This window comes from Paenibacillus camerounensis (assembly GCF_000723885.1).
GTDB lineage: Bacteria > Bacillota > Bacilli > Paenibacillales > Paenibacillaceae > Paenibacillus_AQ > Paenibacillus_AQ camerounensis.
This window is the reverse complement of record NZ_CCDG010000009.1, coordinates 16,085-34,347: the sequence shown is the minus strand read 5'-3', so window position 1 is coordinate 34,347 and position 18,263 is coordinate 16,085. Positions and strand designations below refer to the sequence as shown.

General features: G+C 53.0%; 22 protein-coding genes. 7 read left to right on the top strand and 15 right to left on the bottom strand.

Features of this window, described 5'->3' with window-relative positions; translation table 11 throughout:
• Window positions 1-224: 224 nt before the first annotated feature.
• Complete coding sequence (locus tag BN3772_RS03945) at window positions 225-578, bottom strand: winged helix-turn-helix transcriptional regulator (RefSeq protein ID WP_042196890.1); 354 nt, start codon at window positions 576-578, stop codon at window positions 225-227.
• Between the two features lie 201 nt (window positions 579-779).
• Here BN3772_RS03945 and BN3772_RS03940 point away from each other — a divergent pair, with 201 nt between their 5' ends.
• Window positions 780-1,334, top strand: a complete 555-nt coding sequence (locus BN3772_RS03940; protein ID WP_042196887.1) for an NAD(P)H-dependent oxidoreductase — start codon at window positions 780-782, stop codon at window positions 1,332-1,334.
• Here BN3772_RS03940 and BN3772_RS03935 read toward each other — a convergent pair.
• From BN3772_RS03935 to BN3772_RS03920, 4 genes are all read right to left on the bottom strand, one after another.
• Window positions 1,312-2,289: a LacI family DNA-binding transcriptional regulator gene (locus BN3772_RS03935; RefSeq protein WP_042196884.1), complete on the bottom strand. Its 978-nt coding sequence runs from the start codon at window positions 2,287-2,289 to the stop codon at window positions 1,312-1,314. The two genes, BN3772_RS03940 and BN3772_RS03935, sit on opposite strands and share 23 nt — an antisense overlap.
• A 300-nt stretch (window positions 2,290-2,589) precedes the next feature.
• On the bottom strand, window positions 2,590-2,985 hold the full coding sequence (locus BN3772_RS03930; RefSeq protein WP_425280413.1) for a DUF6398 domain-containing protein: 396 nt from the start codon (window positions 2,983-2,985) through the stop codon (window positions 2,590-2,592).
• Window positions 2,986-3,106: 121 nt separating this feature from the next.
• The gene (locus tag BN3772_RS03925; protein ID WP_042196880.1) at window positions 3,107-3,868 is read right to left on the bottom strand and encodes a SagB/ThcOx family dehydrogenase; all 762 of its coding nucleotides are present in this window, start codon (window positions 3,866-3,868) and stop codon (window positions 3,107-3,109) included.
• A 151-nt stretch (window positions 3,869-4,019) separates the two neighbouring features.
• Window positions 4,020-4,244, bottom strand: coding sequence for a helix-turn-helix domain-containing protein (locus BN3772_RS03920; protein ID WP_039876697.1), 225 nt, complete (start codon window positions 4,242-4,244; stop codon window positions 4,020-4,022).
• 304 nt (window positions 4,245-4,548) lie between these two features.
• Here BN3772_RS03920 and BN3772_RS03915 point away from each other — a divergent pair, with 304 nt between their 5' ends.
• Entirely contained in the window at window positions 4,549-5,031 is a 483-nt protein-coding gene (locus tag BN3772_RS03915; RefSeq protein ID WP_042196878.1) for a DUF2975 domain-containing protein, read from the top strand.
• A 9-nt stretch (window positions 5,032-5,040) separates the two neighbouring features.
• On the top strand, window positions 5,041-5,259 hold the full coding sequence (locus tag BN3772_RS03910; protein ID WP_039876701.1) for a helix-turn-helix domain-containing protein: 219 nt from the start codon (window positions 5,041-5,043) through the stop codon (window positions 5,257-5,259).
• A gap of 117 nt (window positions 5,260-5,376) precedes the next feature.
• Here the strand turns inward: BN3772_RS03910 and BN3772_RS03905 are convergent, their stop codons facing one another.
• Window positions 5,377-5,559, bottom strand: a complete 183-nt coding sequence (locus BN3772_RS03905) for a hypothetical protein (RefSeq protein ID WP_042180241.1) — start codon at window positions 5,557-5,559, stop codon at window positions 5,377-5,379.
• A gap of 392 nt (window positions 5,560-5,951) precedes the next feature.
• On the opposite strand from BN3772_RS03905, the gene BN3772_RS03900 reads away from it, so the two are divergent.
• From BN3772_RS03900 to nagA, 3 genes are read left to right on the top strand one after another with little or no spacing between them, the layout of a single operon-like run.
• A complete protein-coding gene (locus BN3772_RS03900; RefSeq protein ID WP_042196876.1) occupies window positions 5,952-6,830 on the top strand; it encodes a MurR/RpiR family transcriptional regulator in 879 nt (292 codons plus the stop codon).
• Window positions 6,830-7,558, top strand: coding sequence for a glucosamine-6-phosphate deaminase (gene nagB / locus BN3772_RS03895; RefSeq protein ID WP_042196874.1), 729 nt, complete (start codon window positions 6,830-6,832; stop codon window positions 7,556-7,558). The genes BN3772_RS03900 and nagB overlap by 1 nt, the downstream gene beginning before the upstream one ends.
• The gene (gene nagA, locus BN3772_RS03890; protein ID WP_086074388.1) at window positions 7,546-8,745 is read left to right on the top strand and encodes an N-acetylglucosamine-6-phosphate deacetylase; all 1,200 of its coding nucleotides are present in this window, start codon (window positions 7,546-7,548) and stop codon (window positions 8,743-8,745) included. The genes nagB and nagA overlap by 13 nt, the downstream gene beginning before the upstream one ends.
• Window positions 8,746-8,950: 205 nt before the next feature.
• Here the strand turns inward: nagA and BN3772_RS03885 are convergent, their stop codons facing one another.
• Window positions 8,951-9,916, bottom strand: a complete 966-nt coding sequence (locus BN3772_RS03885; RefSeq protein WP_042196872.1) for a YhcN/YlaJ family sporulation lipoprotein — start codon at window positions 9,914-9,916, stop codon at window positions 8,951-8,953.
• A gap of 182 nt (window positions 9,917-10,098) precedes the next feature.
• Here BN3772_RS03885 and BN3772_RS03880 point away from each other — a divergent pair, with 182 nt between their 5' ends.
• Window positions 10,099-11,169 carry a glycosyltransferase family 4 protein gene (locus tag BN3772_RS03880; protein ID WP_042196870.1) on the top strand — a complete coding sequence of 357 codons (1,071 nt, stop codon included), beginning with the start codon at window positions 10,099-10,101 and terminating at the stop codon, window positions 11,167-11,169.
• An 80-nt stretch (window positions 11,170-11,249) separates the two neighbouring features.
• Here BN3772_RS03880 and BN3772_RS03875 read toward each other — a convergent pair whose 3' ends face one another.
• Genes BN3772_RS03875 through wecB form a run of 8 tightly spaced genes read right to left on the bottom strand, consistent with a single transcriptional unit; the run spans window position 11,250 to window position 18,247 of the window.
• Window positions 11,250-12,296, bottom strand: a complete 1,047-nt coding sequence (locus tag BN3772_RS03875; RefSeq protein ID WP_042196868.1) for a glycosyltransferase family 4 protein — start codon at window positions 12,294-12,296, stop codon at window positions 11,250-11,252.
• A complete protein-coding gene (locus BN3772_RS03870) occupies window positions 12,293-13,015 on the bottom strand; it encodes a glycosyltransferase family 2 protein (protein WP_042196866.1) in 723 nt (240 codons plus the stop codon). The genes BN3772_RS03875 and BN3772_RS03870 overlap by 4 nt, the downstream gene beginning before the upstream one ends.
• A gap of 27 nt (window positions 13,016-13,042) precedes the next feature.
• A complete protein-coding gene (locus tag BN3772_RS03865; protein ID WP_042196865.1) occupies window positions 13,043-13,618 on the bottom strand; it encodes a class I SAM-dependent methyltransferase in 576 nt (191 codons plus the stop codon).
• A gap of 41 nt (window positions 13,619-13,659) precedes the next feature.
• Window positions 13,660-14,379, bottom strand: a complete 720-nt coding sequence (locus BN3772_RS03860) for a glycosyltransferase (protein WP_042180263.1) — start codon at window positions 14,377-14,379, stop codon at window positions 13,660-13,662.
• Window positions 14,376-15,344: an NAD-dependent epimerase/dehydratase family protein gene (locus tag BN3772_RS03855; protein ID WP_042196862.1), complete on the bottom strand. Its 969-nt coding sequence runs from the start codon at window positions 15,342-15,344 to the stop codon at window positions 14,376-14,378. The genes BN3772_RS03860 and BN3772_RS03855 overlap by 4 nt, the downstream gene beginning before the upstream one ends.
• The gene (locus tag BN3772_RS03850; protein WP_042196860.1) at window positions 15,341-16,180 is read right to left on the bottom strand and encodes a dTDP-4-dehydrorhamnose reductase family protein; all 840 of its coding nucleotides are present in this window, start codon (window positions 16,178-16,180) and stop codon (window positions 15,341-15,343) included. Before BN3772_RS03850 ends, BN3772_RS03855 begins: the two co-directional genes overlap by 4 nt.
• Window positions 16,177-17,163: a polysaccharide biosynthesis protein gene (locus BN3772_RS03845; protein WP_042196858.1), complete on the bottom strand. Its 987-nt coding sequence runs from the start codon at window positions 17,161-17,163 to the stop codon at window positions 16,177-16,179. Before BN3772_RS03845 ends, BN3772_RS03850 begins: the two co-directional genes overlap by 4 nt.
• Window positions 17,156-18,247: a non-hydrolyzing UDP-N-acetylglucosamine 2-epimerase gene (wecB, locus tag BN3772_RS03840; protein ID WP_042196856.1), complete on the bottom strand. Its 1,092-nt coding sequence runs from the start codon at window positions 18,245-18,247 to the stop codon at window positions 17,156-17,158. The genes BN3772_RS03845 and wecB overlap by 8 nt, the downstream gene beginning before the upstream one ends.
• Window positions 18,248-18,263 lie beyond the last annotated feature (16 nt).

The window sequence follows — 18,263 nt, the reverse complement described above, 5'->3', positions numbered from 1 at the left end:
GTGGATTTTAGTACACTAATACCTCACATGGGGGCTCTAACCAGTGTTATCACCGGAATTAAGTAACCTTTTTCCACCTAATTACCTAATTCAGGCAAAAAGAGCACAAATAGTGTGCATTTTTCCAACTAAATTCAGCGTAGAAGGGGGGCCTGCCTGCCTGCCTGCCCAAAAAGCCCGAACGGTCCGCCCCTTGGCCGTATCAGGCTCGTGAAGCAAATCTTTCAGGACTCAGTCTCCAGCAGCTCCACCTCTTCGCCCTGCTGCCGCCTCCGCTCAATATTCTCTCTGCCCCAGACACACATGAGGTCAATTATCCGGTTCGCTGTAATCCCGTATTCCGTTATATAATACTCCACCTTGGGAGGCATTTGCTGATGTACATGTCTGCCGATAATTCCGTCACGTTCAAGCTCACGCAGCTGCTGGATCAGCACCTTTTGCGAGATGCCGGGGATGCTGCGCTGTAATTCGCTTGTTCTTTTCATACCGGGAATTAACAGGCATACAATCAGCGCCTTCCATTTCCCGCCGAGAATCTCAAGCGTGGCTTCGATACCTAAATGATATTGCTTCAATAGAATCACCCCGTCCGTGGACAAAAATATACGGTTACTCTCTACCGCCTGCCTCTATCATCGCACACATCCCTGCTGTATCCAATGCACACTTTGAGGTAACCAGGTTACTTCATTGTGTGTATTTACATTTTGCCTGAATCGAAAAATAATAGAAGCAGCTGCAGCAAACCAAACATTCAATAGAAGAAAGGTGAGACTATGAACACACTGGTGATACTGGCGCACCCTGATATGGAGCACTCCAGAGTCAACAAAAGATGGAGACAGGAGCTGCTCCAGCATCCGGACCGTATTACAGTTCACGAGCTGTATAAGGAGTACCCGGGCTGGAAGATCGATGTTACCAAAGAACAAAAGCTGCTTGAAGCCCATGACCTTATTATTTTCCAGTTTCCGTTATACTGGTACAGCTACCCGCCTCTGCTGAAAAAATGGCTGGACGACGTATTCACCCACGGCTGGGCCTACGGCTCAAACGGAACAAAGCTCCGCGGCAAGAAGCTGGGGCTTGCAGTGTCTATCGGTGATAAAAAAGAGAACTATCGGCCTGCCGGCTCAGTCTCTTTTACAGTGGATGAGGTTATTGCTCCTTTTAAAGCGAGTGCCATCCATGTCGGTGCAACGGCACTTCCCTATTTCGCTGTCTTCGGCGCCTCCTTTCAGGCCACTGATGAAGAAATTGAGCAGAGCGCGGCGGATTATATTGAATATATTGACCGGCACCGGCTCCCTACACCGTTCCCCGCTCAATGATCACGTAGTCCAGCTTACGGTATACAGGCTGCCGGTTGCCTGTGCGGATCTGCTCATGGATGATGCGGAAGGCAGCGGCGCCCATATCGTAGAGGTGGTTGTCGATCGTGGTGATGTCGAGCAGCCGGCCGATCGGCTGGTTGTCGAAGCCCATGACGGCGACGTCCTGCGGAATCCGCAGCCCGTGCTTGCGCGCCTCAATAATCAGTCCGGCGGCGACATGGTCACCTGTAACGATGAAGACTTCGGGCCGTTCCTCCATCTGATGCAGCGAGCGGGCAACCGCCGCCCCGTCCTCCTCCTTCAGGCAGTCAAATACCATCCATTCCTGCCGGCAGGGCAGATTATGCTCAGTAAGAAAAGCATGAAAGGCGCTCTGCCGGATCGTGGCGCTGCTGCCGTTCTGCCTGCCCTCGCAGTAGCCGATTTTGCGGTAACCCTTGTTCTTCAGATACTCCAGCCCATGCCAAAAAGCCGCATAATGCTCAATATATACAGAGGAAAAACGCCGCTCCCCGTTATTCTGACAGGTTACCACCGGCCCGTACCCCGTATACTCCTCAATCACCTCCGGCTGCAGTGCAGTAGAGACCACCACCACACCGTCAATCTCTTTATTGCGCAGCATCTCAAGCACCTTCAGCTCCTCATCAGCGTCGTAGTTGCTCTGGCAGAGGATCAGCCGGTACTGGGCAAGCAGTGCCTCATGGGCCAGCCCGTCCATCACCACCGAGAAATAAAACAAATTAATATACGGCAGAATGACTGCAACCGTCCCTGTCCGCCCGGTACTCAGATGCACCGCATTCATATTCCGCGCATAATTCAGCTGCTCTATCGTCTGGAGCACAGCGGCTCGCTTCGGTTCACTCACATAAGGATGGTTGTTCAGCACCCGGGACACAGTGGTTACGGAAACGCCGGCGATCCGGGCAATTTCCTTGATATTGGCCATCAGCGCAGCTTCCTCCTGAAATTAGGCTTATAGTTAATGGTTTTATTTTATCACACCTCCCCCGGAAATTTTTTATTGTAAAAAGCTTGCTATGGAACGCATTTCATACGCTACACTGAATGTGTAACACCTTACCGGATTAAACCGGCGTGACCGCAAGGGCGTGACGGACCGGATAAGCAAAAGCTCTGGCCGCCTCAGACGGTTTTTTTATTGGCTGAAGCCTGATTGCCCGCAGCAAAAAGCCTTTCTTCATCATCCCAGAAGATGAAGAAAGGCTTAAACACCAATATAAATTTCTTATTTGTCTTCTTCAAAAAAATTAGCAGAGACAACAAACCCGTTTACAGAGAACAGCTTGTTAAACGGATTGTGTTGTTGAGACACCTGTGTGGCAAACTCGCCTCCAAAATGACTCATTTTAAACATGTCACGTATTAATTTAGATTTTTGTGAGGTAGAGCTTTGTGTAGTACCGAAATAATCGCATATATCATGAACGGATACGCAAGGCTCAAAGCTGTTATCAAACAAAAAGTTGACTGTACCAATGGCGTGAATGATACCGGCCGCCCAGATTTCCAGCTTTCCGCTCATAAAGGGAACTGTCCGCTTGCGTCCAAGCTTTTCGACCATTTTACACGAAAGCTGCTCATAATCTTCATCCAGATACTGCTGGCAGAACCCCTTTACCAGTTCCAGTAACCGCTCTTTCTTGCATGTTCGGATCTTTCATGGTTCCCCTCCTTACCATATACTTAATATTTTTATTTTACTCACACCTTAGCATTAGCCGCAACAAAAAAACTACAATCTGCTATTCCCGCTTCTTCCCGACTGCACCAAGATAGAGTACGAACTCCTCCTCGCCGTCCAAGCCCAGAATCTCATCAATCAGCTTTTGATCGTAGATTCCAATGGCGCAGGTGCCGGCTCCGATAGATTCACTGGACAGATACAGGTTCTGGCATACATGCCCGACATCAATGAGGATTTTTTTGTGGGCTGAGATGTCATACTTCCATTCGGAGCGGTAGGGCGTTGTACTCCATGCAAACAGCACAGCGGCCTTCTTCGCAAAATTCGGGACGAACGGCTGGTCTAACGTAATAGCGTCGACCTTCTGTTCCATCTGATCTAATTCAAACATGAACAGGAGCTTGTGCCCGGAGGGAAGATATCTGTAAATCCCCTGCTGAACCCCCTCTACCCGCATAATTATTAAATAGGTCTCAAACGTATGTGTCGCTCCGCTGCAGGGTACTGTCCGCAAGGTAAGCCCATTGCTGTTCATTCCCGTAATCCCCTGGGTAGCCCATAATAAATAGGACAGCTCGCCTAAGCTGAGCGTTTCCGCAGAATAGAACCGCGTGCTTCTTCTCTGGTCTATACAATCAAAAATATTGTCCTTACACACAACTTCCCTGCCGGCTTTTGGCAAATCAATAAGGAGCGAGTCCGGATCAAAAGGCTTAACAATAGGTGGTTGGGGCACTCCTTTGATTTTGTCTGTTCTAATCTGCTTGAATTCATGAAAATTAGATTTAAGAAAATATCTTTGCTGCTCGTATCTGGCCATAACGGACCCTCCTGAATTACATTAGTGACTTTAATTTATCACTTTACGTAAATTAGCTTGTGACAGGAATCACAATCCCGGCAAACAAAAAACCTCCCTCATCCCGCAGGATAAAAGGAGGCATAAACGCGTCATCCCTGAAGCACGGCAGCTATATTTTCAGCTCCCCAAGCTTAATCAGCTCGACAACCGCTTGCGAACGGCCTTTTACGTTTAACTTTTGCATAACGTTTGAGATGTGGTTGCGAACTGTTTTTTCACTAATAAATAGCAGTCCGGCAATATCCCGTGTTGTTTTGTCTTGCACGAGGAGCTCGAATACTTCGCGCTCACGATGCGTTAGCAGAAATTTGCTGTGATGATCGTTCCCCTTCAATGGTGTCACCCCTCCTTGCCCTGGGTTTGTTTGGTATAACAAGGTAAAGGGATACAGTCAAAACATACTATGTAAACGCAATGTTAATGGTGCGGTTGCTGATCCAATTTGGGCGCAGGCGGATGTCCAGTAACAGACAAGCTGAAGCGAAATCCGGCAGCAGGCAACAGGCAATCCTGAATAGCCTCTAAAGTCAGCAGAACACAACAATAATTAAATGTTTAATATCATTATATATTTATTGCAAGACAATAAATATTATGATAAATTAGGTTCATAATCATACATTAGCGGGAGGCTTGTTATGGAACGCGGATCAACACTTTTTTTGAAGGCGGCGCTTATTCTCATCAGTATTCCGGTGCTGGCCTTGTGTATCTTTGTGGTACCGGAGATTGCGGGGTTTGCAGCAGAATTGTATCCGGATCATGCTTATCTGAAGGTGCTTGTGCTGCTTGATTTATACGCTTCGGTGCTTCCCTTCTACTTCGCATTGTATCTGGCGTTCAGGCTGTTAAGCTACATAGACCGGAATAAGGCGTTCTCGGAGCTGTCTGTGAAGGCCTTGAAGCAGATCAAATACTGCGCATTGGCCTTTAGCGGCGTGTATGTGCTGGGTATGCCGCTCTTTTACCTGATGGCGGAGAAGGATGATGCCCCGGGAATTATTGTTATCGGGATGATCCTGATTTTTGCCGGGATGGTGATTGCGGTATTTGCTGCAGTGCTCCAGAAGCTGCTGAAAGAAGCAATTGATCTAAAATCAGAGAACGACCTGACGGTCTGAGGTGACGACATGGCGATAATCATAAATATTGATGTGATGCTGGCTAAGCGGAAAATGAGCGTAACCGAGCTGTCGGAGCGGGTGGGCATTACGATGGCCAACCTCTCCATCCTCAAGAACGGTAAAGCCAAGGCGGTACGGCTGTCCACGCTGGAGGCAATTTGTAAGGCGCTTGACTGCCAGCCCGGTGATCTGCTTGAGTACAGAAGTGAAGAAGAAGGCTCCTGATCCGGCTTAAAAATGAAAGACCGCAGCTCCGGAAGCTCTCCGGGATTGCGGTCTTTTGATTATATACAAGATATAGGTAGTCTTATCTATCTGGTGCAGCCTGTATAAATGCCTGTATTAATGGTAAATAATTGTCTTGATCCGGGCCTGTTCCTCATAAGTCAGCGGGCTGGCCGACGGCGGTGTATGCAGATGACGCTGCACCGTGTATTCCATGTTCTGATAACTGTCCTCTCCGGTTAACTCCGGCTGCCAATATCCAATGACCCGATTCTTAAGCTCCTTAAGTACTTCCAGCATTCCCTTCATCCTCCTTGAGCGATGAAATCAATAATTTTTCAATGTTTTTGGTTACGCTTTCATTATAACACATGGTGTGAATATGTCCACTGGTAAAAGACACTTTTTTATAAGAAAAGTATTTATCTGTAGGGATTTCTTTAATCATTTGTATATTACACAAGGATAATAGTCTCCTGTATACGGACATTCAAATCCTGCCGTATTCGGTTGCACTTGAAGGTAAAAAAACGTGCTGCCGCATGGAGGTAAGCCCCCTTAAATCCGGGTTAAAAAACCGGCTTGCATCCCGCAGCAAATTGTTTTATGCTAATCATGAAAATAATTTTCTTATATACGAAGATAAATACTAAAAATAATTTCAGTTGATAAAAAGAAAAGAAGGTGGAGCCATGTCTCCTATCCTGCATGCCCTGGAGCATGAGCAGGCAAGCTTCTCCCAGATGGAGCGCAGGCTGGCTGAGCGTGTTCTTGCCTCCCCCGGAGAAGTGATCCATATGGGCATTACAGAGCTGGCTGAGCAGTGCGGGGTTAGCCCGGCTACGGTTACGCGTTTTTGCAAGGTGCTTCACTTCAAGGGCTTTCCCGATTTCAAAGTTAAGCTGGCCGCAGAGATTGCCCACAGTGATGCCGGGCCGCAGGATGGCGGCTCCTCCTACCAGGATATCGTGGCCGGGAACCCTCTCTCTCTCATCGTTGAGGCGATGCAGGCTAATCATCTGGCCTCTATCCGCGATACAACGTCACTGCTTGATCTGGAGCGGCTGCAGAGTGTTATAGCCTTATTATGCAACGCCCGCCGGGTAGATCTGTACGGGATGGCCACCTCGTCGATTGTTGCGCAGGATTTCTATCAGAAGCTGGTGCGCATTGGTGTGAACTGTACGGCTTTTGCCGATTCACATATGCAGATTACGTCGGCTTCCTCGCTCGCCAAAGGTGATGTGGCTTTTGCCATTTCCTATTCGGGTGAAACGCCGGAGACGATTGACGCCCTTGGCTGTGCGAAGCACAGCGGCGCCTCCACTATATCCCTAACGTCTTACGGCAGCAGCACGCTGGCTACACTGGCCGACATCCCTTTGTTCTCCTCCTCGCTGGAGCAGGGCATGCGCCGGGGCGATATGGCTTCGCGGATCGCGCAGCTGCACATCATTGATATTCTGTTCACCGGCATGGTCAGCACCCGGTTCGGGGACTTTATCCCCAAGCTGGAGCAGTCTTATCTGAACGTCCAACATTACCGTAATAAACGGGGAGGTCAATCCTAATGAACATACTTACATTTAAGAGCCAGGAAGATTTCGCGGAAACCGGCGCCAACCTGATCGTCAGCCTGCTGCAGAGCAATCCAAGAGCCGTGCTCGGACTTGCCACCGGCAGCTCTCCGGTCCCTGTCTACGCCAGACTGGTCGAACTGCACCGCAAAGGGCTGGTCAGCTTTGCCAAAGCCTCCTCATATAATCTGGATGAATATGTCGGTCTGCCGGAGGACCATCCCCAGAGCTACCGCAGCTTCATGAACGAGCATCTGTTCAAGCATGTTGATATTGACCTCGCCCGCACCCATGTCCCGAACGGCAATGCGCCTGATCCGGCAGCGGAGTGCCTGACCTATGACCGGATGCTGGAAGACAACGGACCGGTTGACCTGCAGATCCTCGGCATCGGCAGCAACGGGCATATCGGCTTTAACGAGCCGGATGCCAGCCTTAGCAGCGGCACTCATGTGGTGGATCTGCTGGATGAAACCCGGGAGGCCAACGCCCGCTTCTTCGACAAGCTGGAGGATGTACCCCGCCAGGCGGTAACTATGGGCATCGGCGGCATCCTCAAAGCCCGTCAGATCGTGCTGCTGGTGCGCGGTGAAGAGAAGGCGGAGGCGGTCCGCAATGCACTGGAAGGTCCAATTACGACCCAGTGTCCGGCCTCGCTGCTGCAGAGCCATCCCAATGTAGTCGTGCTGCTGGACGAAGGAGCTGCCAAATGGCTGAAATAACAACTGCGGCAACCGTCTCAGGACAGCTGCTCTACGGCAAGGTGCTGACACCTTCCGGACTAATTGAACAAGGCGTAATCGCGGTCTCCCCTGAGGCTATTCATTACGCAGGCGAAGCCGCCTGGCTGCCGGCTGCTTACAGCAGCTGGTCCGCAAGCGGAGGGGAGCCCGGCAGCCTGCTGATTCCGGGATTCGTCGATGTGCATGTCCACGGCGGCGCCGGCCATGACTTCATGTACAGCAACAGCGGCGCTCTGGATGCCATTACCCGCTTCCATGCCGCGCAGGGAACAACAACGATGCTGGCAACGACCATGACCGCCTCCAAACCGGATATTGACCGGGTGCTGGCAGAGGTCAACAGCTACCGTGCAGCGGGGATGCCGTATGCCCGGCTGGCCGGAGTCCATCTGGAGGGACCGTTCATCAGCCCGAAATGGCCTGGCGCTCAGAATCCGGAACATATTGTTCCGGCCAATATCGACTGGCTGGAAGCCTGGGAGGCTCAGTATCCCGGACTGATCCGCCAGGTGACGCTCGCGCCGGAACGTGAAGGGGCGCTTGAAGCCATTCTCTGGCTCCGCAGGCACGGGATTACAGCTGCCCTGGGTCATACGAATGCCACCTTTGAGGAGGTCGTCGCCGCGGCAGACGCCGGGCTGAATCAGGCGGTGCATATGTATAACGCAATGACACCGCTGCATCACCGTAAGCCCGGTACAGCCGGTGCTGTAATGTACGACGGGCGGATTCGTGCAGAGATCATTGCTGACGGAATTCATGTCCACCCTGCAGCGATCCAGATCATTGCCCGGCTCAAGAACGAAGACAATCTGCTGCTGATCACTGATGCAATGTCGGCAACCGGGCTGGATGACGGGGAATACACCATCGGTGATCTGCCTGTATTGGTGAGCGGCGGCGTAGCTACCCTGAAGGAGCATCCCGAAGCGCTGGCAGGAAGCACACTGACCATGATCCGCGGCTTCCGTTATCTGGTTCAGGAGGTTGGGCTAAGCCTGGAGGAAGCTTCCCGGGCAGCCAGCCTTACGCCGGCCGTCTCGCTCGGCATGCAGCGGACCATTGGCTCGCTTGAAGCCGGCAAACGAGGTGACATCCTGCTGCTGGATGATCAGCTTCATCTGCGCGGCGTATGGATCGGCGGCCGGGAGATTACTGCCGGGTAAAGAACGGTATAACCTTATTGTGCCTTCGGCACCGGAGCCGGGCGCTTCTATAGATATAAATAAAAACAAGAGCAGCGGTTTGCCCGGTTTGGACCGGGGAACCGCTGCTCTGTTTTTTTTGAAGATTTGCGAGCAGGCTTTCTCTAAAATAACACCGGAGCCTGACAATTTACTATTTCAGTAACTTTCCGCTGCTGAAGCAGCCTTAGTAGCCGCTGTGTGCCGGGAAAATCCGCTCCACCATTGTGCCGAATTCCTTCGCAAAGCCCTTCAGCGGATGGCCTGCACGCGCCTCTTCGGCATAATAATCCGCGCGTTCCACGAAATCCGGATTGGCCGAGACGTAGACATTTTTAATGCCCGGATTATGCTTTTTGACCACGGAGGCGATTCTGTCCTTCATGTCCTTGGTCACATCCTCGTTGCCGCTCATCCGGTAATTGTTGTCCGGAGCCACACTGCGGATACCGATCCCGTTCCCCAGGCTGTCGTCAATGTCACGCTTCATCCGCGTTCCATCCGTGTAGTTGCTGCCGAACAGTGCCCCGTTGCCGCCGGTCATACCATCGTCCGTATACCCCTGCGGATTGGCTAGACCGGTTCCCCCGGCTGTGCCTGTACCGGTCAGATCGGCAGGAACTCCGGCCATAGAGCCGCCCATACCTGTAACCCCCGGTGTTCCCGCTGCCCTGCCGCGCCCGGTTACCCCGCCACTATCCATACCGCCTGTTCTTCCGGTCATATTCCCTACATCCATACCGCCTGCCCGACCCGTCATATTCCCGCCGGAACGGGGCAGAAGGCTGGTAAGATTCCCGACATCATAGCTGTATGAACGATAGTGATGTGTGCTGAGATCTCGCGGCTTCCCGTTGGTCTCATCGAGCTTGACGGCTACATAGGCGCTTTTCCCGGCCAGCATGACGTTGGCGGAGCTGACCTCCGGCATGTCTGAGACCTTCTTGGCAAGCTCCTGGCTCATCTCCATTTTGTCATAAGTGTTGCCCCTTACCGCATTCGTCTGAATACGGCTGCCGTTATTACCCCCGGCACTGTTCGTATGCACGGTATTATTGTCCGCCGAATGATTACTTCCGCAGCCGGTAAGACTGACCATTCCCAGCAGCAGGGCTGCCTGGACTACCGATGTGCTGACCTTTGATCGCAACATGTTCTTATCCTCCATCTCTAGAATGTGATGATTGCAGATACACGGCTTAGCATTGCCTGCTGCAGACAGCACTATTCTGAAAGGATTTGGCACACACTGCCCTCAAGCAGTCACATGCCGGGAGAGCTTCGCGTATCCTGTAGACAGTAGGGCTCCGCAAGGTGAACTCAGGAGGGTTGAGCATGAAGGTTTTATTTACGTTTTATGTACCCAGCGGCGGAGTGGAGACTCTGAACAGGCTAAGATGTGATAGTCTGCAGCGTGAAGGTATCCAGTGCCATGTGTTATATCTCATGAAGGGTTCCTCCCAACAGAACCAGAACAATTTCCCGGTATTCATCGCTTCAGGGGATGAAGAAATCCGTTCACTGCTCGAGGCTGAGCGTTATGATGCTATTATTGTAACCTCTGACTATCTGCTGATGGAGCGTCTGCGCCTGCTGGGCTACGGAGGGATCCTGATCTATGAATCCCAAGGGCTTGGCAGGCGTGAAGATGCAAAGGATATGATTATAGAAGCCGTGCCTTATCTGCGTTCTTACTGCAATGCCGTACTCATTCCGCCCACCGATCATCTGCTGGAACTGTTCATCAGCATCTGCCCCTGGCTGCACCGGTACATTATTCCCAACATCGTAGATATTCAGTCTTTCCGCTTTATTCCCGGCGAGAAGCCCCATGACCCGGTCATTGCTTGGGTAGGGCGGCTGGAGAACAACAAGAACTGGCGTGAATATCTGCAGATTGCCAAGGAGATCCGTGCATACAAGCCTGATCTGCATCTCTGGATGTTCCATGATCCGGGGCTGGCTTCCGAAGAGCAGACACAGCTTTTTAATGAGGAGCTGCAACGGCTGGGGCTGAACGACCGGCTGGTCGCATTCAGCAATATCCCTAACCATGTTATGCCGGTATACTTCTCTTCCATTGCCGCCTCCGGGGGATTTCTGCTGTCCACATCGATAACCGAAGGATTCGGTTATGCCGTGGCTGAAGCCATCTGCTGCACCTGTCCTGTACTTAGCACCGATTCTGACGGTGTCCGTTCCTTTATCGTCCATAATTACTCCGGCAAGTTCTATCCGCTGGGCAATATCGGAGTTGCTGTACAGGAAGGCCTGGAGCTGATGAACAATATTGAGCTGCGGGACAGCATTCGCATTCAGGGCAGAAATCATATGGTGGACCGCTTCGGCTCAGAGCGTTATGCCCAGTCGTTCCGTGAAATGCTGAACTCCTTCTCCATTTTCTAGCTGCTGCCTTCCAGCCAAAAGAACCTTCAGGCCTTCCGGTGCCGCCACCGGAGCTGAAGGTTCTTTGTAGTGAGCGGTTGCTATGCTCCGCCCTGCCTGGATACAATTTCAAACAGCTCCGCCTGAAATATCTGCATGCTTTTCTCCCAGGTGAACTTCCACGAATCATTCTCCCCTTTACAGGCAAGACGCTCTCTCAGTTCTTTATCCCGGATCAGCATGAGGATATCCTGGGCCAGCCTGTTCTCGAACCGGTAGGACATCAGGCAGTTATGCCCGTGCACGCCGTACTCCAGATTTCCTCCCGAATAGACCGTAGCCAGCGCCGCCCCGCAGCGCATCGCTTCAAGGCCGGGCAGAGAGCCCGTATCGAACGTGCTGGAGCTGACAAAAATGTCGCTTTCATTATAATGGTAACACAGCTCTATATCATTGGAAGGCGTACGCGTATGGTAGCGGTTGTCGGCCAGAATAGCCTTGAGGAGATTAGAATCGGCATATTCGCCCGGCGGTGTAATCAGATAGATCTGGACTTCGGGATGAAGCTCTTTGACCGTATTGAGCTCCTGCAGCAAATATTCCTGCTCCCGGTGTCCGGAGAAGCCCCCCTCAGGCTTGCGCAGAATCGCGGATACCACCAGGGCCCTGTCCGGAACCTCACGCATGTGCATATTATGAAAATCCCCGTTCACGCCAACAGGTACAATTCTCCCTTTAATGCCGTGGTTGATCCGCACAATCTCCTGCTGCCAGCGTGACAGCACCATCAGGTTCCGGGTAACGCTGTACGAGGCGAAGGACTGATTGTTGTCGGGCAAAAAGGTCGGTTCATAGCAAAGGGCGAGCCTGACATGGATTCCTTTTCCCTGCTGACTCGCCCGCTGGGCTGACTGCACAGTTGTATAGTAGTTGGAAACAATAATATCCCCGTATGGATAATCATGCTCTGTCAGGGTAGTGTCCTGTGAGTGGATCACCCCACAGTGCATCTCATATTCGACTGTGCCTCCGGCAGGCATCAGAACTATCACATCATGGCCTGTAGCGCTGAGACGGTTGGCCAGTTCGGCCAGCATCCGCTGCGCGCCTCCCCTGGACAGGGTCAGAACCGGAAATATGAGCCTCATGGCCCTCCCTCCTTTCGAAGCAGCTGGGTAAGAACCCCATTATGCTTGGCCTGTACCATCTGAATCTCCCGGGTCTGCGCTTCGTTGTGTATAACCGAGCCCATTCCCTGATGCACACGGTAATCCAGCAGCGGCTCCTCAATATAGGACCAGCCGAATTGCGGCAGAATCCGCAGCCACAGGTCATAATCCTGGGTATAGAGAAAGCTCTCATCAAAGATACCGACCGTTCGGAAAATCCCCATATCGAGCAGAACCGTACTGCCGTTAACCGGACAGCCTTTCATCATGGTGGCAATCAGCTCACGCCTGTCTGCAAACGGAACACTGATCACCTCAGATACCCGTTCTCCCCGTTCATTGATGTAATAATAAGCGGTATGATTAAAAAGAGTTCCCGTGCGCCGCAGCTCTTGCATCTGCCGCTGGATTTTGTGGGGATGAAACCGGTCATCCGCGCTTAACCAGGCAAAATAGTTACCGCTGGCCGCCTTGATTCCCATATTGAGCGCCGAGCCGGTGCCGCCGTTCTGTTTGCGTATATACAGGATTCTATCCCTGTATGGGGCAAGCTTCTCGGTATACAGGGTTGATCCGTCATCAACAACAATAAGCTCGATATCGGGATAGCTCTGGGCCAGCACGCTTTCCACCGCCTGATCAACGTACGGACAATTATAAAACGGAATCACTACTGAAACCTTTGGGCTCTGATTCATACGCTCACCTCCTTTCCGAAGTATGGTTTAGACCGTTTTGCAGGCGAGCAGTGCATCAAGCGGCGCGTGATCCGGACCGAAGGCTTCACGGAAGGCCGGATTCTCGGCATGATGAAAGCCCTTCAGCACCGTTACCGAATAGCCGAGCTTCATGAAGTCCTCCGGCTCCCAGCCGCTCCAGTGCCTCTGATAATACTCCCCCTGCAGGTGAAAATGGTCCGTTCCCTCCTGTGGAAAAAATCCGCGCGGCGTAAACACCACTACACGGCTGGCAGCAATCAGCTCCGCTTTTCTCAGCAGCTCCTTGCCCTCATCCACCGAAAAATGCTCCAGCGAATCGATCAGTGTAACAGCCGAGAATGTTCCCGGCAGAAACAGCTTATCGATATGGCTGGCGTTGGCATGAACCGGAATGATGTGGGGTGAAGTATATTTGCGGTGCAGCAGATAGGGCCTGTGAATATCCAGCCCAACCACTACAGCAGCCTCATAACGCTCGAGCAGCGCACCGGTCCCGCAGCCGACATCCAGAATACTGTCGGAAAATTTCAGCTGCTCCAGCAGAACCGGCAGAAAGTCAGTCACTTGAATTTCCCGGTACATAGGCTTCTCCCCCAAAAATGATCTTGCAGCCGCTGCACGCCTCAGCCGCCCATGGAGGCAATCAGCCCGCGCAGCATCCCGTTGTAACGGGCATTGGTTGCTGCAGCCTCTGCCATGATGACATCATAATGCTTCAGGGTTCCCATTCCGCTGTGCCGCCGGTAGGCCGTTAAAGACTGGTTCAGCATGACCGGCGGATAACCGCTCAGGATAGCCCTGTACCACAGGTCGTAGTCATGTGTATACGGCAGGGATTCGTTGAACAAGCCGATTGCTCCGAACACATCACGCCTGAACATAACGGTGCAGCCGTTAATGGGGTTGCCGTGCAGGAAGCAGCGCAGATATTCCAGCTGGTTCGGGAACACCGGAGAAGCGTTCATCTCCGTCAAATGGGATTCCCCGTTGATATAGTGGAAATTGGTATAGCTGATCAGCAGGCCGTTCTGCTCCATGAACAGCACCTGATTGTTGATCTTGTCATGGTAGAACATATCATCTGAGCTAAGCCAGGCGACATAGTCTCCCGTAGCATGGAGAATGGCATGATTCAAGGCAGTAGCGGTTCCCCCGTTGGCTTTGCCCAGATAATGAATCTTGTGCCGGTATGGGGCTAACCGGTCCGTATGAACGTAAGAACCGTCATCAACTACGATAATCTCATAGGGCTGCCAGGATTGGGATAAGGCGCTTTGCAGCGCCTGCTCAATATATGGGCAATTATAAAACGGGATAATGACCGAAACCTTCGGACGATTCATGACAACCTTCCTCCCCTGCCGGAGCGGCAATAATCCACAATCTCTCGCAGTGACTGCTCAAGGCTGAGTTCCGGTTTCCAGCCGAGTGCGGCAGCATTCACTTCCGGTCCGCTGCCGGTATCTGCGCCGCCGGGATGACCCGCGGGTATGGCCTGCTCTCCCTCCGGAGCATCCGGCCCCCAGTCCATTGGAACCGGAGCCCGGGCATGGACCAGCAGCTTCCCCGAAATATCCCCAAGTGTCCGCTGTGTCCCTGAGTCAATCCGGTAGATATTCCCCTCCGTACCGTGCTGCAGAATATAATCATAAGCCCGTACGGCATCCCGCACATCCAGGAAGTCGCGCAGCGCATGTCTGGATGACAGCCGGAACGCCGGCGGTGCCTCGGTTCCCCCGTATGCTGCCGCCTCGCTGCGCACAATATGCTGTGCCAGCAGGGAGCAGAAGCCGGTGGAGGGTCCGGGACCGATCAGATTACACGGCTCTGCCATCAGCACCGGCTGTTTGAATAAGGTACCCCAGGCGAGAGATACCAGCTCCTCCAGCGTTTTGCTGAGACTGTAGGGATGGGGCGGCCCGGAGACCGTTCCCGGCCGGTATTTCAGCCGGGAGCCGGCAACCAGAATCCGGCCGGCCGGCCGGGTGCGGAGCGCTTCCAGCAGATACAGCGTCGCCATCACGTTGGTCTCCATATAGAGCAGCGGATCACGCCACGACTCCGGCACGGAGTTGCGGCCGGCCAGATGCAGCACTTCATCCGGCTCTGCTTCGGCTACCATGGCGGCCACAGCCTGGCGGTCGCTCAGATCACATGTGAACTGCCTTACCCCTTCCGGCCACGGGGAGGCTGCCGCCGGGCGGCGCACCACAGCGGTTACCTCAGCTCCGGCGGCATGAAAGTAACGGACAGCATGCGCTCCGGTAAAGCCCGCAGCTCCGGTAATCAGCAGCCTCCGCGCCTTCATGTGTACATCGCTGACTGGTTCATCCAGTCAGCCAGTTCCCTGAGCATTACAGAATATGCCGGCAAATCGAAATGAACATCGGCTCTTGTACTTACAAGTGTGCGGTCCTGGACATGAGCGGACTCAGGAATAATCTCAACATCGGTTTTATCAAAGGCTTGCTGCATATGGCGCAGCAGTTCGTATTTGCTGAGCGGCTGCGGATGGGCCAGATGTATCAGGCCGGACACCGGTGAATCCAGCATCTGCTCTATCGCTTTGGCCAGCTCCAGTGTGGTAACCCCGTTCCACATCACCCGCTTATAGCCGGAGACCGGCCCCTTTTGGGCCAGGAACCATTCCATCAGGCCGATACCGCCGGCGCGGATCTCAGGCCCGATGATTGAGGTACGGATGGTCAGATGTCCGGGTGCATGGACTTCACCGAGACTTTTAGTAATGGCATAGACTGAGGTGCCGTCGGCAGCGTCCTCTTCCGTATAAGCGCCGCGCGTTCCTTCGAATACACAGTCGGTGCTGATATGGATCAGGCGGGCACCGGCGCTATCCGCAGCACGGCGCAGCCGGTGCGGCAGAAAGCCGTTCACATGATAAGCGGTAACCCGGTCACGCTCGGCAAAATGATTAAGAACACCCATTGCATTAATAATGCAATGGGGCGATACGATTTCTACCAGCTTCTCAACGCCGGCAATGTCGTCGGCATCGACATACAGCCCGCCAAGATCACTCTTATCCCGGGTTGTATGGAAGACATGATGTGTACCCTGGCGGCGAAAATACGCCGCCAGCATATGACCCGCCATACCGTTTCCGCCGAGGATAAGCAGCTTCATTGCAGGAACCCTCCCCGGATCAGGATGCTCTTGATCTCCTCCTGATCCATCAGATTGTTCTCCGAGCTGAAGCTGTTAAACGACACATGCGGATAGCTCTTGTAGTGGTCTTTCAGCTCCGGCATATCCAGCGTCGGGAGAATAACCAGATACTGCTCATCGTAGACAACGGTGGTCAGGCTCTCGAAGTCACTCATCAGGATTTCATGGATTTTTTCTCCGGGACGGATGCCTGCTTCGATCACGCTGACATCGCTTCTGCCTGATGCTTCGATCAGCACCTCCGCCAGATCAACAATCTTGCAGGTCGGCATGGTCATGACGAAGATTTCACCGCCGAGGCTCACTTCAGAGGCTTTGAACAGCAGGGTAATCGCATCGCGCAGGGTGAAGAAAAAGCGGGTCATATTCATATCGGTAATGCGAACCTGGCCCTTATCCCTGATCTGCTTCATGAACAGGTGCACAACGCTGCCGTTTGTTCCAAGCACATTGCCGCCGCGTACCGTTACGAACCGGGTGCGGGAGCCAAGCAGATTGGCGTAGACGAACAGCTTTTCGCCGATGGCTTTGGTCATGCCGTAGAAGTTGGAGGGATTCGCCGCTTTGTCGGTGGAGATGTAGATTGCTTTTTCCACATTATTGGCAATGGCTGCTTCGATGACGTTCTGGGTACCGACTACATTGGTCTTTAATGCTTCATACGGCTGATCCTCACAGACCGGCACATGCTTCAGCGCAGCCAGGTGGAACACATAATCTACCCCGCGGCAGGCGGCGATCAGCGCTTCCTTATCACGGATATCCCCGATGACGAAGCTGAGGCGGTTATCTTCATATTCGCGGCTCATTGCCACCTGTGCAGACTCACTGCGGGAGAAGACGATGATCTCTTTGGGATTTTGCGGCAGCAGCTGCCGGATAAGCTCATGCCCCCAGGAACCGGTGCCGCCGGTGACCATAATCCGTTTATTATTAAACATGCAGGTTCCCTCCAAGCAAAAATTTAACTACTTTAGCCGAGACATCCGGGGTCAGATAGCCTTCCGGTGCCTCCCATTTCGGACTCAGTGACGTCATCAGCCGGACACTGCGCAGAATGCTGTTCTGCTCCACTCCCGACACTACATTGCTTCCGCAATCCACCGTCTCCGGACGTTCTGTTGTCCGGCGGATCGTTACGGTCGGCACTCCCATCAGACAGCACTCCTCCTGGACCGTTCCGCTGTCCGTAATCGCACAGAAGGCGTGCTGCTCCAGATGAACGAAATCAAAAAATCCGAAGGGCTCATGGAATTCCACCAGCGGGTTCATCTCAAGTGCGAACTGCTCTGTCAGCTTGGAGCGGGTACGCGGATGGATGCTGCAGATCAGGCGGAGGCCAAACTGCTCAGCGACCAGATTAAGCCCTGACATGATCTGTACCAGCGAATCAGGATCATCCACATTCTCCGCCCGGTGCGCAGTAACAAGAAAGTATTGCCCGGAGGTTAGCGTAAGCCGGGATAAAATATCGCTGCTGCCGATCTGCGCCTGGTAGTGTGTAATCACTTCATGAATCGGGTTGCCGGTAAGCACAATACGCTGGCTCGGAAAACCCTCGCTGACCAGATGGCGTTTGCTCTGCTGCGTATATGGCATATTAATGGTCGAAACCGCGTCGATGACACGGCGGTTTTTCTCTTCGGGCACTTTCAGGTCATAGCAGCGGTTGCCCGCCTCCATATGCACAACGGGAATGCCCATCCGCTCGGCAAGAATAGCGCATAGCGCACTGTTCGTATCGCCCAGCAGCAGCACCCGGTCCGGCTGCTCCTTCAGCAGGATACCTTCCAGGCTGCCGAACATGGCGGCCATCTGGCCGCCCAGTCCCGCCTGCTTATCCTGCAGCACATAATCCGGTGCCCGCAGTCCAAGCTCTGCGAAGAATACTCCGCTGAGGCTGGCCGTGAAATTCTGGCCGGTATGCACCAGCACATGCCGCTCCGCATGCTTATCCAGCAGCGGAATGATCACGCTGAGGCGGATAATCTCGGGCCGTGTGCCCAAAATGGTCATGATCTTCATGGGTTCACTCCCTTTG

Bases quoted from the DNA above. Each gene is read 5' to 3' on its own strand.
- BN3772_RS03870 (WP_042196866.1), bottom strand. From the start codon at position 13,015: ATGAATCAGAGCCCAAAGGTTTCAGTAGTGATTCCGTTTTATAATTGT.
- wecB (WP_042196856.1), bottom strand. From the start codon at position 18,247: ATGAAGATCATGACCATTTTGGGCACACGGCCCGAGATTATCCGCCTC.
- BN3772_RS03905 (WP_042180241.1), bottom strand. From the start codon at position 5,559: ATGCTGGAAGTACTTAAGGAGCTTAAGAATCGGGTCATTGGATATTGG.
- BN3772_RS03845 (WP_042196858.1), bottom strand. From the start codon at position 17,163: ATGTTTAATAATAAACGGATTATGGTCACCGGCGGCACCGGTTCCTGG.
- nagB (WP_042196874.1), top strand. From the start codon at position 6,830: ATGAACATACTTACATTTAAGAGCCAGGAAGATTTCGCGGAAACCGGC.
- BN3772_RS03855 (WP_042196862.1), bottom strand. From the start codon at position 15,344: ATGAAGGCGCGGAGGCTGCTGATTACCGGAGCTGCGGGCTTTACCGGA.
- BN3772_RS03850 (WP_042196860.1), bottom strand. From the start codon at position 16,180: ATGAAGCTGCTTATCCTCGGCGGAAACGGTATGGCGGGTCATATGCTG.
- BN3772_RS03940 (WP_042196887.1), top strand. From the start codon at position 780: ATGAACACACTGGTGATACTGGCGCACCCTGATATGGAGCACTCCAGA.
- BN3772_RS03925 (WP_042196880.1), bottom strand. From the start codon at position 3,868: ATGGCCAGATACGAGCAGCAAAGATATTTTCTTAAATCTAATTTTCAT.
- BN3772_RS03865 (WP_042196865.1), bottom strand. From the start codon at position 13,618: ATGTACCGGGAAATTCAAGTGACTGACTTTCTGCCGGTTCTGCTGGAG.
- BN3772_RS03900 (WP_042196876.1), top strand. From the start codon at position 5,952: ATGTCTCCTATCCTGCATGCCCTGGAGCATGAGCAGGCAAGCTTCTCC.
- BN3772_RS03860 (WP_042180263.1), bottom strand. From the start codon at position 14,379: ATGAATCGTCCGAAGGTTTCGGTCATTATCCCGTTTTATAATTGCCCA.
- BN3772_RS03875 (WP_042196868.1), bottom strand. From the start codon at position 12,296: ATGAGGCTCATATTTCCGGTTCTGACCCTGTCCAGGGGAGGCGCGCAG.
- BN3772_RS03885 (WP_042196872.1), bottom strand. From the start codon at position 9,916: ATGTTGCGATCAAAGGTCAGCACATCGGTAGTCCAGGCAGCCCTGCTG.
- BN3772_RS03910 (WP_039876701.1), top strand. From the start codon at position 5,041: ATGGCGATAATCATAAATATTGATGTGATGCTGGCTAAGCGGAAAATG.
- BN3772_RS03880 (WP_042196870.1), top strand. From the start codon at position 10,099: ATGAAGGTTTTATTTACGTTTTATGTACCCAGCGGCGGAGTGGAGACT.
- BN3772_RS03935 (WP_042196884.1), bottom strand. From the start codon at position 2,289: ATGGCCAATATCAAGGAAATTGCCCGGATCGCCGGCGTTTCCGTAACC.
- nagA (WP_086074388.1), top strand. From the start codon at position 7,546: ATGGCTGAAATAACAACTGCGGCAACCGTCTCAGGACAGCTGCTCTAC.
- BN3772_RS03915 (WP_042196878.1), top strand. From the start codon at position 4,549: ATGGAACGCGGATCAACACTTTTTTTGAAGGCGGCGCTTATTCTCATC.